This is a genomic window from Streptomyces sp. NPDC089915, assembly GCF_040684675.1.
Classification (GTDB): domain Bacteria; phylum Actinomycetota; class Actinomycetes; order Streptomycetales; family Streptomycetaceae; genus Streptomyces.
Genome location: NZ_JBFBGN010000040.1, coordinates 1 through 14312 on the forward strand (window position 1 = coordinate 1; position 14312 = coordinate 14312).

Annotated in this window: 12 protein-coding genes; 3 read left to right on the forward strand and 9 right to left on the reverse strand. The window is 73.8% G+C overall.

Annotated elements, in window-relative coordinates; translation table 11 throughout:
* Positions 1-411, reverse strand: a 411-nt coding sequence (locus tag AB0O29_RS14975) for a PspC domain-containing protein (protein WP_365151593.1), incomplete at its 3' end; no start/stop codon positions are given.
* Positions 412-542: 131 nt separating this feature from the next.
* Here AB0O29_RS14975 and AB0O29_RS14980 point away from each other — a divergent pair.
* A complete protein-coding gene (locus tag AB0O29_RS14980) occupies positions 543-1853 on the forward strand; it encodes a PspC domain-containing protein (protein ID WP_365151595.1) in 1311 nt (436 codons plus the stop codon).
* Positions 1840-2064: a hypothetical protein gene (locus AB0O29_RS14985; protein WP_365151597.1), complete on the forward strand. Its 225-nt coding sequence runs from the start codon at positions 1840-1842 to the stop codon at positions 2062-2064. Before AB0O29_RS14980 ends, AB0O29_RS14985 begins: the two co-directional genes overlap by 14 nt.
* Here AB0O29_RS14985 and AB0O29_RS14990 read toward each other — a convergent pair.
* From AB0O29_RS14990 to guaA, 4 genes are all read right to left on the reverse strand, one after another.
* The gene (locus tag AB0O29_RS14990; RefSeq protein WP_365151599.1) at positions 2010-2516 is read right to left on the reverse strand and encodes a DoxX family protein; all 507 of its coding nucleotides are present in this window, start codon (positions 2514-2516) and stop codon (positions 2010-2012) included. The genes AB0O29_RS14985 and AB0O29_RS14990 overlap by 55 nt on opposite strands.
* A 19-nt stretch (positions 2517-2535) precedes the next feature.
* Entirely contained in the window at positions 2536-3792 is a 1257-nt protein-coding gene (locus tag AB0O29_RS14995) for a hypothetical protein (RefSeq protein ID WP_365151601.1), read from the reverse strand.
* A 102-nt stretch (positions 3793-3894) separates the two neighbouring features.
* A complete protein-coding gene (locus AB0O29_RS15000; protein ID WP_365151603.1) occupies positions 3895-4707 on the reverse strand; it encodes a class II aldolase/adducin family protein in 813 nt (270 codons plus the stop codon).
* Between the two features lie 110 nt (positions 4708-4817).
* Complete coding sequence (gene guaA / locus AB0O29_RS15005; RefSeq protein ID WP_365151605.1) at positions 4818-6410, reverse strand: glutamine-hydrolyzing GMP synthase; 1593 nt, start codon at positions 6408-6410, stop codon at positions 4818-4820.
* 338 nt (positions 6411-6748) lie between these two features.
* Between guaA and AB0O29_RS15010 the strand changes: the two genes are divergently transcribed.
* On the forward strand, positions 6749-7021 hold the full coding sequence (locus AB0O29_RS15010; protein WP_365151607.1) for a chorismate mutase: 273 nt from the start codon (positions 6749-6751) through the stop codon (positions 7019-7021).
* Positions 7022-7266: 245 nt separating this feature from the next.
* On the opposite strand, the gene AB0O29_RS15015 is transcribed toward AB0O29_RS15010, so the two are convergent.
* From AB0O29_RS15015 to AB0O29_RS15030, 4 genes are all read right to left on the reverse strand, one after another.
* Entirely contained in the window at positions 7267-8910 is a 1644-nt protein-coding gene (locus AB0O29_RS15015) for an LPXTG cell wall anchor domain-containing protein (RefSeq protein ID WP_365151609.1), read from the reverse strand.
* A gap of 180 nt (positions 8911-9090) precedes the next feature.
* Positions 9091-10872, reverse strand: a complete 1782-nt coding sequence (locus AB0O29_RS15020) for a GMC family oxidoreductase (RefSeq protein ID WP_365151611.1) — start codon at positions 10870-10872, stop codon at positions 9091-9093.
* A gap of 9 nt (positions 10873-10881) precedes the next feature.
* Positions 10882-12507, reverse strand: coding sequence for a succinic semialdehyde dehydrogenase (locus AB0O29_RS15025; RefSeq protein WP_365151613.1), 1626 nt, complete (start codon positions 12505-12507; stop codon positions 10882-10884).
* A 128-nt stretch (positions 12508-12635) separates the two neighbouring features.
* On the reverse strand, positions 12636-14255 hold the full coding sequence (locus AB0O29_RS15030; RefSeq protein ID WP_365151615.1) for a serine/threonine-protein kinase: 1620 nt from the start codon (positions 14253-14255) through the stop codon (positions 12636-12638).
* Positions 14256-14312 lie beyond the last annotated feature (57 nt).

The window sequence follows — 14312 nt, forward strand, 5'->3', positions numbered from 1 at the left end:
GGGCCAGATGTAGCGGCCGTTGGCGCCGCCGACGCGCAGCTGCGAGAAGAAGATGCCCGCGCCGACGGCCAGGGCGATCAGGCCGGAGACCGCGCCCTTGTCGGGCTTGCGCAGGCGCCGGGTGCCGTCGGTGAGGGTCTCGAAGAAGGAGTGGTGTCCGCTGCTGCCGCCGACGCCGAGGGGGACGAACACCCAGAACGCGGCGTAGAGCAGCACCCCCAGGCCGTCGCCCCACATGAACATGGCGAGGAAGGCCAGCCGGATCCACAGGACGGGCAGCCCGAGGTGCCCGGCGAGGCCGCGCGCGACTCCGCCGAGCATCCGTCCGTCGGCGCTGCGGTAGAGCCTGCGCTGCGGGGTGTCGTCGGGTTCGGCGGCGTGCGGGGTACGGGCGGCGGCTGCTGCGGGCATGTCACCAAGGGTCACACGTGCGGACGCGGCGCGGCATCAGGGCATCCCCCCAGTTCCGTCGGGGGGATATCAGGGTTGCGCCAGGGTCGGGCCCGGTGCCGGGCGGCCGGACGGCCGGTCACCATGGAGCCATGACCGACGTACACGACGCCCCGCCCGCTGATCCCGGGGCACCGGCACCCGCCGAACGGCCGACGCTGCGCCGCAGCAGGCGCGACAAGGTCCTCGCGGGCGTCTGCGGCGGCCTCGGCCGGTACTTCGACCTGGACCCGGTGGTCTTCCGGGTCGTGCTCGGGGTGCTCGCCGTCACCGGCGGCGTCGGCCTGGTCTTCTACGGCTTCGCGTGGCTGCTGCTGCCCCTGGAGGGCGAGGAGGAGGGCGAGGGCCGCAAACTGCTGACCGGCCGGATCGAGGGGACCACCCTGGCGGCCGTGTTCAGCGCCCTGGTGGGCTGCGCGCTGTTCCTGTCGATGCTCGACAACGGGGTGATGGGCGGGTTCTCCGTCCTGGTCATCCTGGCCCTCGGCGGGGCCGCGTACTGGTCGCGCCGCCACCGGCACGCCCCCGCCCCCGAGGCGGAGGTCCCGGGCTCGCACCGTCCGGCGCCGCCGGAGACCCAGGCGCCGCCCGTGCCGAGCAGCCCGTCCTGGTGGCGCGACCCGCTGGTGAAGGACGGCACCACCGGCCCGGTCGGCTCCTCCGGCTACCTGTGGGGTCCGGACGACGGCGCCGACGAGCGCGCGGACGCGACGGCCGGCGCCGCGCCCGGCACGGCGCCCGCGAAGCCGCGGCCCGCGCCCGTCCGGGAGCGGGGGCGCGGCGGGATCGGCGGCCGGGTGTTCGTCCTGGCCCTGCTCGCGGGCGGCGTCGGCACCGCGTCCGTCTGGCACGGCAGCCCGCTGGGGCACGCCCTCCAGGTCGGCCTGGCCTGCGCGCTGGCCGTCTTCGGGCTGGGCCTGGCCGTCAGCTCCCTCAAGGGCCGCACCGGCTTCGGCACGATCCTGCTGGGCCTGGTCACCGCCGGGCTGCTCGCGGCGGCGACCGCCCTGCCGCGCGAGGTGAGCACGGACTGGCACGACGTCGACTGGCGCCCGGCCGCCGTGGCCGACGTCCGGCCCGAGTACACGTCGGGCACCGGGCTGGCCACGCTCGACCTGAGCCGCCTGGACGTCCCGAAGGGCACCACCGTCTCCGTCCGCGCCTCCATCGAGGCGGGCCGGCTGAAGGTGATCGTCCCCCGGGAGGTCACCGCGAAGGCCGACGTCACGATCCGGCTCGGCGACATCCAGCTCCCCGGCGACCGGTCCGTACGGATCAAGGGCGGCGGAGAGAACCGGCAGGCGACCCTGCCCCCCACCGCCGGCACCGAGGCCGGCGGGACGATCGAGCTGCACCTGGACGCGGGTGTGGGACAGGTGGAGGTGGCCCGTGCGGCGTCATGAGTTCCAGCCGGGAAGGCTGCTGGCCGGCCTGGTCCTGACCGCGGCGGGCGTGCTGTACCTGCTCGACGCGGCCGGGAAGACGGACCTGCCCTGGTTCCTGGTGGTGCCGATGGCCTTCGGCGGACTGGCCCTGGCCGCCTTCGTCGGGCTGGTGACCTACGCGGTGCGCCGGGACCGGCGCGACCGGATCAGGGAGTCGAGGGACCAGTAGGGCGCCCCGGCCAGGACCAGCGGGAGCCAGGCCATCAGGTACACCAGGTCGTTGCCGTAGTAGTACGGGGTCACGGCCCAGGAGACCGTCAGCCACAGGCTCAGCGAGATCAGCGCGCCGCCCGCAGCCGCGACCCGGGTCAGCAGCCCGGCGAGCACGCCCAGGCCGACGAGGAGCTCCCCGAGGGCGATGGCGTAGCCGAAGCCGGCGGGGGCCTTCAGCGCGAGGTCCACCAGGGCCGGGATCGCGGCGGTGTCGCGCACGCCGTCCATCTGCTCGCCGATCGAGCCGGAGCCGGAGGCGGCGAAGAAGCCCGAGGCGGTCAGTTTGTCGAGGCCCGCGTAGACGAAGGTCACGCCGAGGAAGGTCCGCAGCGGGAGGAGGGCATGGCGGGAGGCGAGTTCTCTCCACGGTGTGGACCGCACACCGGAGGGGTCGTCAGTTCGGTTCACGCAGCCATGTCTACCCGCTTCATTCGGCCACGTCGATGACGCACCGGTTGGATTCCACCCCTGCGGCGGTCACCACCTGGACGTCCACCCGCCCCGGCTCCACCTCGGCGGGCACCGGCACGGTCAGCACCGTGTCGGACGGGTTCACGAACCCCCCGGCGACGGGGACCAGCGGGACGTGCACGTGGACCGGGCCGACCCGGACCACCAGCCGGGCCAGCATCTCCGGCGTCCGCGCCCCCGCCGGCACGAAGCCGAGGCCCCGGATCTCGATGTCGTCCCCGGGGCGGACGGCCGCGTCGATGTCCCCCGGCTCGCGTCTGCGCACCACCGACAGCACCAGCGGACGGCTCCCCTCGGCGTACTTCGCCGCCAGGTACACCGCCGCCGACAGGGCCAGCAGCAGGGCCAGCGCCCACGGCAGCCGCGGCAGCCGGTCGGGGAACCGGGCCAGCGTCACCGCCGCGTACCCCAGCACCACCGTGGAGACGAGCACGTACTGCGCGTCCGGGAAGCTCCCGCGCCCGTCGTCGTCCGTCAGCAGGTCCACCCCGCGCGGCCGGTCCGCCGGCAGCTTCTGCAGCCGCTGCCCCGCGATCCGTACGCAGACCACCCGGCGCACCAGCACCGCCACCCCCGACGTCAGGGCGACCACCGCCAGCAGCGGCAGCGCCCGTCCCAGCGCGAACCCCTCGTACAGCGCGTCGCGCTCCGGCCCGGGCCCGGAGGCGGCCAGCCGCAGCGCGGGCAGCAGCGCCGCGAACGCGGTCAGCACCACCCAGGCGCTCGCCGCCGCCTTCGAGGTGGACAGCCGGTTGTCCTCGCCGACCACCGGGGCCAGCAGCCCGCCCCGCAGCGACTGCGCGCGGGCCGCGACGGTCAGCAGCCCGGCCAGCACCAGCGCGGCCAGCAGCCCGGCGGTGCGGGCGGTGGACCAGCCGGTGCCGAGCGCGGTGCCCACCTGCACCAGCAGCAGCACCCCGGCGGCGATCCACAGGGTGAGGACGGCCCGCCGGGAGAACAGGTACAGCCAGGAGTGCCCGGCCTCCCGGCCCCGGTCGGCGACCGTGCGGGCGGACAGGGCCAGCTCGTCGGAGACCCACTGGCGGGAGGCGCCGAGCGAGTGGGCCACGGCGGGCGGCACCCCCTGGCCGGCGGCGAACTCGTCGCGCTTCTCCAGGAACGCGGCGACCGCGCGGCGGTGCCCCTCCCGCGCGCAGTCGTCGCATGCGCAGACGGCGGTGTGGGTACCCCGGGACATCTCTTGGACAGCCACGTGCGTGCCGCCTCTCTGAACTACGGTGCGATGCCAGCGAATTGTGCACCACTGGGGCAGTGCTCCGGATTGCGCACGATGTCAGAGCAGGTGATTAACGGTTCATGATGTTGACGCCACGGGTCCGGCGCCGTCCGCGACCGTCTGCCACAGCGGCTGGTAGCTCGCCCACGCGGCCAGGTCTCCCCCGAACCGCTCCCGCGTGGCGACCGCCCCGTGGTGGTCGATGAGCACCGGCTTCCCGGCGGCCCGCGCGATCAGCTGCACCTGCGCCGCCCGCTCCGCCGCGACGAACCACCACACCGCCGCGTCCACCGACCCGCCGACCGTCAGCAGCCCCCGGTTGCGCAGGATCAGCGCCTTGTACGGGCCCAGCGCCCGCGCGACCCGGACGGGGTCCTCCGCCCCCAGGTACTCGTCCAGCAGCGCGTGGTCCTCGTAGAAGGCGCAGGCCTCCTGGCTGACCGGGGCCAGCAGCTCGCCGAGACAGGCCAGCGCCCGCCCGTACGGGCCCTGCGTGCGGACCACGGACACCACCTCGGGCCGCGCCCGGTGCACGGCCGCGTGCACGGCGAAGGCCAGCTGGTTCACCCGCCGCCCGCCCCGGACCACCCGCCCGTCCCCGTCGACCAGCAGCAGGTCCTCGGGGCCCAGGCCGGCGAAGGCCCGGCCGAAGGGGTTCACCCAGTAGCAGTCCCCGAACTCCGGGTCCCGGGCGCTGACGTGCCCCCCGACCCCGTCCACGTACCCCAGCCGGCCCAGCAGCCGCAGCGCCCCGGCGAGCCGCTCCTTGCGGTGCGCCCGCTCCTCGGCGGGGTCCCGGTGCACGGGCGGCATCTCGAAGGCCAGCCGGTCCACCGGCACGGGTACGGGCTGTTCCGGCATGGCTGTCCCCTCCTCCTGGTCGCGGCGCAAGGTACCGGCGCGGGGGCGAGGAGGCCAGACCCGCGACACGGACCGGCAACGGCGAAGCCGCCGCTCCCCGGGGGGAACGGCGGCTTCGGCTCAGGCACGGCGGCGGGGGACTACTCCCACTCGATCGTGCCCGGGGGCTTGCTCGTGCAGTCGAGGACGACGCGGTTGACGTCCTTGACCTCGTTGGTGATGCGGGTCGAGATCCGGGCCAGCACCTCGTACGGCATCCGGGTCCAGTCGGCCGTCATCGCGTCCTCGGACGAGACCGGGCGCAGCACGATCGGGTGGCCGTAGGTGCGGCCGTCACCCTGGACGCCCACGCTGCGGACGTCGGCGAGCAGGACGACCGGGCACTGCCAGATCTCCCGGTCCAGGCCGGCGGCGGTCAGCTCGTGGCGGGCGATGGCGTCGGCCTCGCGCAGCAGGTCCAGGCGCTCCTTGGTGACCTCGCCGACGATGCGGATGCCGAGGCCGGGGCCGGGGAACGGCTGGCGCTGGACGATCTCCTCGGGCAGGCCGAGCTCCTGGCCGACCATCCGGACCTCGTCCTTGAACAGCTGGCGCAGCGGCTCGACGAGCTCGAACTCGATGTCGTCGGGGAGGCCGCCCACGTTGTGGTGGGACTTGATGTTGGCCGTGCCGGTGCCGCCGCCGGACTCGACGACGTCCGGGTACAGGGTGCCCTGGACCAGGAAGGAGACCGCCGGGCCGTCCTCCTGGAGGATCTCCAGCTGGGCCTGCTCGAAGACGCGGATGAACTCGCGGCCGATGATCTTGCGCTTGGTCTCCGGGTCGGAGACGCCGGCCAGCGCGTCCAGGAAGCGCTCCTGGGCGTCGACGACCTTCAGCTGGACGCCGGTGGCCGCGACGAAATCCTTCTCGACCTGCTCGGTCTCGCCCTTGCGCATCAGGCCGTGGTCGACGTACACGCAGGTCAGCTGGGAGCCGATGGCCTTCTGGACGAGGGCCGCGGCGACCGCGGAGTCCACGCCGCCGGACAGGCCGCAGATGGCGCGCTTGTCGCCGACCTGCTCGCGGATGGCCGCGATCTGCTCCTCGACGATGTTGCCGGTGGTCCAGGTGGGCTTCAGGCCCGCGCCCCGGTAGAGGAAGTGCTCCAGGACCTGCTGGCCGTGCGTGGAGTGCATCACCTCGGGGTGGTACTGCACGCCGTACAGCTTCTTCTCGTCGTTCTCGAAGGCCGCGACCGGGACGACGTTCGTCGACGCGGTGACGGAGAAGCCCTCGGGGGCGGCGGAGCAGGCGTCGCCGTGGGACATCCACACGGACTGGTGCTCGGGGGTGCCCTCGAACAGGGTCGAGCCGGGCTTCGAGACGGCCAGCGGGGTGCGGCCGTACTCGCGGGCGCCGGTGTTGTCGACGGTGCCGCCGAGGGTGGTCGCCATCAGCTGGAAGCCGTAGCACATGCCGAAGACCGGGACGCCGGACTCGAACAGGGCGCGGCCGTCGTCCAGGCGCGGGGCGCCCTCCTCGTAGACGGAGGACGGGCCACCGGAGAGGATGATCGCCTTCGGGTCCTTGGCGAGCATCTCGGCCACGGGCATCGTGCTGGGCACGATCTCGCTGTAGACGCGGGCCTCGCGGACGCGGCGGGCGATGAGCTGGGCGTACTGCGCGCCGAAGTCGACGACGAGGACCGTGTCCGGGGCGCTGTCGTGGGCGGCGGAGGGTGCTTCTGGCACGGGACGGCCTTCCGGCGGAAGAGGTGGCTGTTTTGTCGATTCTACCGGTGGCGCCGGGCGCGCTTTTGTCGCACCATCCGAGGCCCACGTCACGCCGGGGCCGCCGGGGCCGCGTCTCAGCATCCGGGCCCGGTTGGCCGGGGCGCGGGCGGGGGGCCATAATCCACACCATGCGCAAGCAGCTGAGCTTCCTCTTTACCTATGGCACCGGCCGGTCCGGTCGCCATGGGTCATCGTGATGCTCGCTTGAGCCGCTGACTTCCCAGAGCGCCCCGGTCCGACAGGACCGGGGCGCTCCGCGTTTCCGCTCCTGCCGGCCACGACCACAGGAGAGACCCATGAGCACCGTCACCACCACCGCCGTCACCCCCGAGCAGCTGATCGCCGACTCCCGCGAGCGCATCGACGCGCTCGACGACCGGATCATCGGGCTGATCCAGGAGCGGATGGCCGTCTCGGCCGTCATCCAGGAGGCCCGGATCGGCGCGGGCGGCCGCCGTGTGCACCTCTCGCGGGAGATGGAGGTGCTGTCGCACTGGAGCGACGCCCTCGGCAAGCCCGGGACCGCGCTCGCGATGACCCTGCTGGAGCTGTGCCGGGGCCGTGTCTGACCGCGCGGCCGGGTGTTCGTCACCCGTCCGGACCGTGTCCGGCGCCGGGGGCCTTCGTTGAGGGGGTGTCCGCGGGAGCGGTGAGACGTGACACGCCTGACGGCGCACGTCGTGGGACCCCGCTCCCCCGCGTGACCGGACGGCAGGGGACAGCGGCCCGGTCACTCACGGGAACGGCCGGTCCGGGGGACGCCCCGGGCCGGCCGTTCTTCCGTTCTTCCGTTCGTCTGCGGACGGTCAGGCCGTCACGCGTGCGCGCCCTTGCGGCGGCGGGCCGACAGGTACAGCGCGCCGCCGACGGCGACCAGCCCGGCCGCGCCGAGGCCGACCAGGCCGGCCTGGCTGCCGGTGGAGGCCAGCGGGCCGCCGCTCTTGCCGCCGTTGGCGGTGGTGCCGCCGCTCGCCGAGGTGCTCGCGCCCGGGGAGGCCGAGGTGCTCGCGGAGGTGCTGGGCGAGGGGCTGCCGGACGGGCTCGGGCTGGGGCCCGTGGACGTGGGGTTCGCCGTGAAGGCCGCGAGGTTGTTGGCCAGGACCGGGTCGAAGGAGTGCAGCTGCGGCTCGCCCTTCGGGCCGGGCGCGCCGACGCGGACGGCGCCCTTGGCGTCCTTGACCGCCTTCTCGATCTTCAGCTCGAACGGGAACTCGACGTTCTCGCTCTCCAGCACCGACGGCGCGGTGGCGCACCGGTAGAGGGCCTCGCCCAGCGGGCGGCAGGCGGCGGGCACAGTGACGGCCTTGAGGCCCTTGGGCAGCTCGACGTCGACGACGGCCGCGGGGGCGCCGCCCTTGTCGGCGACCCAGGCCGGGCCGTTGTTGCGGATGGCGACGACGGTCTTGGCGGTGGTGCCGGCCTCGCCCCTGACGGTCACCGGCTCGGCCTCGAAGTCCGCCTTGTTCGGGACGGTGAGGACGGCCTCGCGCTTGTTGTCGGCCGGGTTGAGGTCCGGGCCGTGCTCGGCGAGCGGGGCCTGCGCCGCCGCCTTGCGGGCGGTCAGCTTGCGCGCGGCCTTGCCGGCCGCGTCGCCGGTCTTCGGCTGGTCGGCGGCGTTCTTGCCCGGCTCCGCCTGGGCCTTCGGCGGGACGGCCGCCGGGTAGACCCCGTAGCCGAACCGCTCGTCGAGGGCGTTCGCACCGGCCTTGAGGTGGAGCGGGCTGTCGCCGGCCAGCTCGTAGGAGGCCTTGGGGTCGAAGTCGCCCTCGATGGTGCAGACGGCGGTGGTGGAGGTGCGCGTGGTGCGGTAGGTGCAGTTGTCGTACCGCTCCGGGAGCTCCAGGCCGTGGCTGGCCTCCAGCTCCAGGACGATGCCCTTGGCCGGCTCGTTGCCCGCGTTGCGGAAGGTGAGCGGCAGGGACTGGCTCTCGCCCGGCTTGGGGTCCTTCTTGAGGTTCATCTCGCCCATGACGAGGTCGGGCGCGCCGATCTTGATGCCGGTGACGGCCTGCTCGACCGTGGCCCCGGGGGCCGTGCCGGTCACGCTGACCACGCCGACGCCGGTCTTCTTCCCGGGGACGACCTGCAGGTCCACGCCGGCCGGAACGCCGGGGCGCAGGCCCTGCTGCTTGCAGACGAGGGTGTCGCCTGCGGGCGCGCACTTCTTGGCCGCCGCGCCCGGGCTCTCCTGGACGGTCGCCACGCCGTTCAGCTTGGAGAGGTCGACGGTCAGGGTGAACTCGCCGTCGAAGGCGGTGACCCCGCCCGTCCCCTCCAGCCGGTAGTTCAGCGCCACCGGCGTCGGGGAGCCCGTCGCGGGGGCGGGCGGGAGGGTGAGGCCGGGCGTTCCGGTCAGCCGGAAGGCGGGTTCCGCGGCGTGGGCCGCGGCGGCGGGGACGGTGACGAGTCCCGCGGCCGCCAGGCCGCACGCGGCCAGCAGGGAGATGCGCTGTCTCATGCCCCGTGTGACCGCCGGACGTGCACCTCGGTTGCACGGTCGGCCGTGTGACCGACACCACAGCTTCACCCGAAGCATTCCGGTACAACCATTTCCGGCGACCGCCTGTCCACTTCTGTACTGCGGCGGGTACCGCGCTCGGAGGGGGAGCGCGGTGCCCGCCGCGGTCGCATCCGGAGTTCAGTCCTTCGCTTCCGGTTGCCTGCGGGGAATTTCCGGAACGGGCAGGAAGGGCAGCCGCAGTGCCCCGAAGGCCTCCTTCGGGACGGCCGGACGGACGGGTTCCACCGCCGCGAGGCGTTCGTACGCCTCCCCCTGCGCGGGCCGCGGGTCCGCCTCGCCCTTGTTCGGCCAGTACGACATCGCCCGCTCGGCCTGGGCCGTGATCGTCAGGGACGGGTTGACCCCGAGGTTGGCGGAGACCGCCGAACCGTCGACCACCGAGATGCCCGGGTGCCCGTACAGCCGGTGGTACGGGTCGACCACCCCCACCACGGGGGTGGCGCCGATGGGGCAGCCGCCGAGGAAGTGCGCGGTGAGCGGGGTGCCCATGAGCTCGCCGACGTTGCTGCCGGGGAATCCGTTGATCTCCTCGGCCAGCAGGGTCGCGGCCTCGGTGGCCTCGGCGATCTGCACCGGGTTGGGCGCTCCGTGGCCCTGGCGTGCGGTCAGGAGGCCCTTGCCGGGGCCGCGGGGCTTGCGGTAGGTCGTCAGGGAGTTGTCCAGGGACTGCATGACCAGGCCGATGATGGTCCGCTCGGACCAGCGCCGGTTGGACAGGGAGCGCGCCAGCTGCACGGGGTGGCGGGCGGTGCGCGCGAACCAGGCGCGGACCCGGTGCGCGCTGTGGGGGACCTGGAGGACGGTCAGGAACCCCATGGCGTTGGAGCCCTTGCCGTAGCGGACGGGCTCGATGTGGGTGTCGGCGTTGGGGTGGACGGACGAGGTGATGGCCACGCCCCGGGTGAAGTCCGCCCGGGGCTCGGCGGGGTGGCGCCTGCGGTAGCGGCGGTCGTCGGTCTGCGCGCCGACCAGGCCCTCGGAGTTGGTGCGGGTCAGGTCGCCGAGCCGGTCCGAGAGGCGGGGCAGTTCGCCGCGGTCCTTCATGGTGTGCAGCAGGGTCTGGGTGCCGTAGGTGCCCGCCGCGACGACGACGTGCCGGGCGCGCAGCACCTTGGCGCGGCCGGAGCGGCGGTGGTCGGTGGGGACGGTGCGGACCCGGTAGCCGCCGTCGGGGTGGTCGGCGAGGGCGGTGACGGTGGTCATGGGGTGGATGACGGCGCCCGCCCGCTCGGCCAGGTGCAGGTAGTTCTCGTTCAGGGTGTTCTTCGCGCCGTGCCGGCAGCCCGTCATGCACTCGCCGCACTCGGTGCAGGCCCTGCGGGCGGGACCGGCGCCGCCGAAGTAGGGGTCGGGGACCTCCTGGCCGGGGCGGACCCCGCGCTGCCCCTCGGCGTCCCGCCCGTCCCCGAAGAAGACGCCGACGGGCGCCATGTGGAAGGAGTCGCCGACGCCCATCTTCTCGGCGGCCGCCTTCAGGTGGACGTCGGAGGGGGTCATCGTCGGGTTGAGCCGTACGCCCAGCATCCGCTTGGCCTGCTCGTAGTACGGGGCGAGTTCCGCCTGCCAGTCGGTGATGGAGGCCCACTGGCGGTCCTCGAAGAAGGCGGCGGGCGGCACGTAGAGGGTGTTGGCGTAGTTGAGGGAGCCGCCGCCCACCCCGGCGCCCGCGAGCACCATGACGTTGCCGAGCAGGTGGATGCGCTGGATCCCGTACAGCCCGAGGGCGGGGGCCCAGAGGTAGTTGCGCAGGTCCCAGCTGTTGCGCGGCAGGCTCTCGCGGGTGAAGCGGCGGCCCGCCTCCAGGACGCCGACCCGGTAGCCCTTCTCGCTGAGCCGCAGGGCCGAGACCGACCCTCCGAAGCCCGATCCGATGACGATGACGTCGTAGTCGTACGGCACGGGTACCCCTTAGCGCAGTCGGAGGGCCTTGAGGACCTTGAGGCTGGTGGTCATGAAGCGGGCGTACTGCTCGTCGTCCATGCCCAGCGAGGGGGCCATCGGCAGCAGCCGCTGGTGGGCCACGGTCTGCGCCTCGGTGTACTTGAGGATGCCCTCGGAGCCGTGCCGGCGGCCGAGTCCGGAGTCCTTCATGCCGCCCATGGGGGCCTGGGCGCTGCCGTAGGCCGGGGCGTAGCCGTCGTTGATGTTGACGGTGCCGGTGCGCAGGCGGGCGGCGACGGCGTGGCCGCGGCGGGCGTCCTTGGTCCAGACGCTGGAGTTGAGGCCGTAGGCGGTGGAGTTGGCCTGGGCGACGGCCTCGTCCTCGTCGGTGAAGCGGTAGATCGAGACGACCGGGCCGAAGGTCTCCTCGGCGCAGACGGACATGGGGGACTCGACGCCGTCGAGGATGGTGGGCTCGTAGAAGAGGGGGCCGATGTCGGGGCGGGCGACACCGCCGGCGACGAGGGTGGCGCCCTTGGCGACGGCCTCGTCCACGTGCCGCCGCACGGTCTCCAGCTGGCGTTCGCCGACGAGGGAGCCCATGTCGGCGCCGTAGGCGAGGGAGGCGCCGAGCCGCATGGCCTTGGTGCGGGCGGCGAAGCGCTCGACGAAGGCGTCGGCGACGGAGGCGTGGACGTAGAGCCGCTCGATGGAGATGCACAGCTGTCCGGCGGAGGAGAAGCAGGCGCGGACGGCTCCGGCGGCGGCCTTCTCCACGTCGGCGTCGTGCAGGACGAGCATGGCGTTCTTGCCGCCGAGTTCGAGGGAGACCCCGACCAGTCGGGCTGCGGCGCCCTGGGCGACCTCGCGGCCGGTACGGGTGGAGCCGGTGAAGGAGACGTAGTCGGCGTGCCGGACCACCTCGGGCCCGACGACGGGGCCCTCGCCGAGGACCACCTGGAAGACCTCGGCGGGCAGCCCGGCCTCGATCAGCAGGTCGCGGGCCCACAGGGCGGTCAGCGCGGTCTCGGTGTCGGGCTTCATCACGACGGCGTTGCCCGAGACGAAGGCGGGCAGGGCGTCGCCGACGGAGAGTTCGAGGGGGTAGTTCCAGGGGGCTATCTGGCCGACGACCCCGCGCGGCTGGCGCAGTTCGGTGACCTTGGTGAGGGTGGGCATGGCGCCCGTGTGGCCCTTGGGGCGCAGGTACGAGGGGGCCTTGCGGCCGTAGTGGCGGGCGGCGACGGCGACGGCCTGGACCTCTTCGTGGGCGTGCAGGCGGGCCTTGCCGGTCTCCAGCTGGATGAGGTCGAGGACCTCGGACTGGCGGGCGAGGACCAGGTCGTGGAAGCGCAGCAGGACGGCGGCGCGCTGCCGTACGGGGACGGCGGCCCAGGCGGGCTGGGCGGCGCGGGCCCGGGCGAAGGCCTCGGCCACGTCCTCGGGGGTGGCCTCGGGGAGGTCCGCCAGCTTGGCCCCGGTGAAGGGGGTGTGGTTGGCGGTGCTGCCGGAGCCGGTCACTCCGCGGGTCAGCCGGGCGATCAGGGCGGGCGTCACCACGTCGGCGGCGGTGCGGGCGCCCGCCGGGGCCGGGGCGACCGGGTTGGTGGGTGCGGAGCGGAGGGGGGCGGCAGCAGCCTTCGAGTCCGTCATGGCGGTGAGCGTATGCCGCCGGGGGGCCTTTGGGTACCCGTGGGTAACCGGATTTTGCCAAGTGTGCCAGTAATCGCTGGCACGATGGCCGGGGGCGGGCGGGAACGGCCCCCGCCCCGGCCCCGCGCTCACTTCTTCTTCGGCGCCGGCTCCCAGCCGCTGAGGACCACGTCGAACTGGGAGCGGGTGGTCTCCCAGTCCGCCGCCGGGCCCGACATGTACACCCCGTACTCGGTGCCGTCCGGGGCGATGTACATCTGGTCGATGGCCCGCCGGGGCCCGGCCAGGGCCCCCTTCTCCGTCCAGCTGAAGTCCCACAGCGCCGCGCGGGTGCTGTCGTGGAAGGTGTTCTGGTTGAGCGCCTGCCGCTTGTAGTCCGTCCGCACCTTGAGCTGCTTCTCCAGGTCGAGCAGGTGCATGTACGGCTCGTTGAAGTCGGGTGTCGTGTCGACCGCGATCCGGATGAAGTGCTTGCCGTCGTCCCCGGTGTAGTCGATCTGGTTGCCGAACATCCGCCGCTTCCAGCCCTTCGGCACGAACAGCGTGAACCCCTCCGGGTCGGTGACCTGCGTGTAGCCCTCCGGCGGACCGTCGGCCTCGTCCTGCCCGTCGGGGGCCGAGGCGTTCTTGTCCGAGGCGGCCGCATCGTCCCCGCCGGTCAGCTTGAGCACGCCGAAGACCCCGCCGCCGCCGAGCAGCGCCGCCACCACGGCCACCGCGGCGACCCTCTTGATCCGGCCCGGCGGCCGCCCGGCGGGGGCCGCCGCCGGCTCGGACAGCGCGGTCGTCGGGGAGGGGACGGGCTCGGGCCGCGGCTGCGGCTGACGCTGCGGCTGCGGGTCGGCCTCCGGCCGGGCGGGGGCCCGCTCCTCCGCGCTGACCGCGCGGGTGGGCACGTACGCGTGCGCCGCCTTGGGCTCGCGGCCCTCCATGGCCTCGATCAGCATCCGCTCGGCCTCGGCCGCCGAGGGGCGCTCCGCCGGGTCCTTGCGCAGCAGTGCGGTGATGACCGGGCCCAGGGGGCCGGACTGGCTCGGGACGGGCGGCTCGTCGTTGACGACGGCCTGGAGGCTGGAGATCGGCGAGGTCCGGCGGAACGGCGAGCGGGCCTCGACCGCCGTGTACAGGGTCGCGCCCAGGGACCACAGGTCGGAGGACGGGTCCGGGGCCCCGCCGGTGACCCGCTCCGGGGCCAGGTAGTCGATGGAACCGACGAGTTCACCCGTACGGGTGATGGAGGAGTCCCCCTCGATCGCCGCGATCCCGAAGTCGGTGAGCAGCACCCGGCCGTCCTTGGCCAGCAGCACGTTGCCCGGCTTCACGTCCCGGTGCATGACGCCGACCGCGTGCGCGGCGCGCAGCGCGCCGAGGACGTGCAGGCCGATCCGGGCCGCCTCGCGGGGCTCGATCCGCCCCGCCGCCTTCGCGGCCTCCGCGAGGGAGGGGCCGTCGATGTACTCCATGACGATCCACGGCCGGTCGTCGTGGTCCAGCACGTCGTGCACCGTGACGACCGCCGGATGCTGGATCCGGGCCGCCGCCCGGGCCTCCTTCTGGGTGCGGGCGTGCAGCACCTCCCGGTCGGCCTGGGACACGTACAGGACCGCCGTCAGTTCCTTGACGGCGACCGTCCTGTGCAGCAGCTCGTCATGGGCGCGCCACACCTTGCCCATGCCGCCGCTGCCGATGGGCTCCACGAGCCGGTACCGGCCCGCGAGCACCGCGCCCGCGCCTGTCTGCTGTTCCACGAATTCCCGCCGCTCTGTGCACTCCGGGCCAGATTACGGAGCATGCGGGCGGTGCCG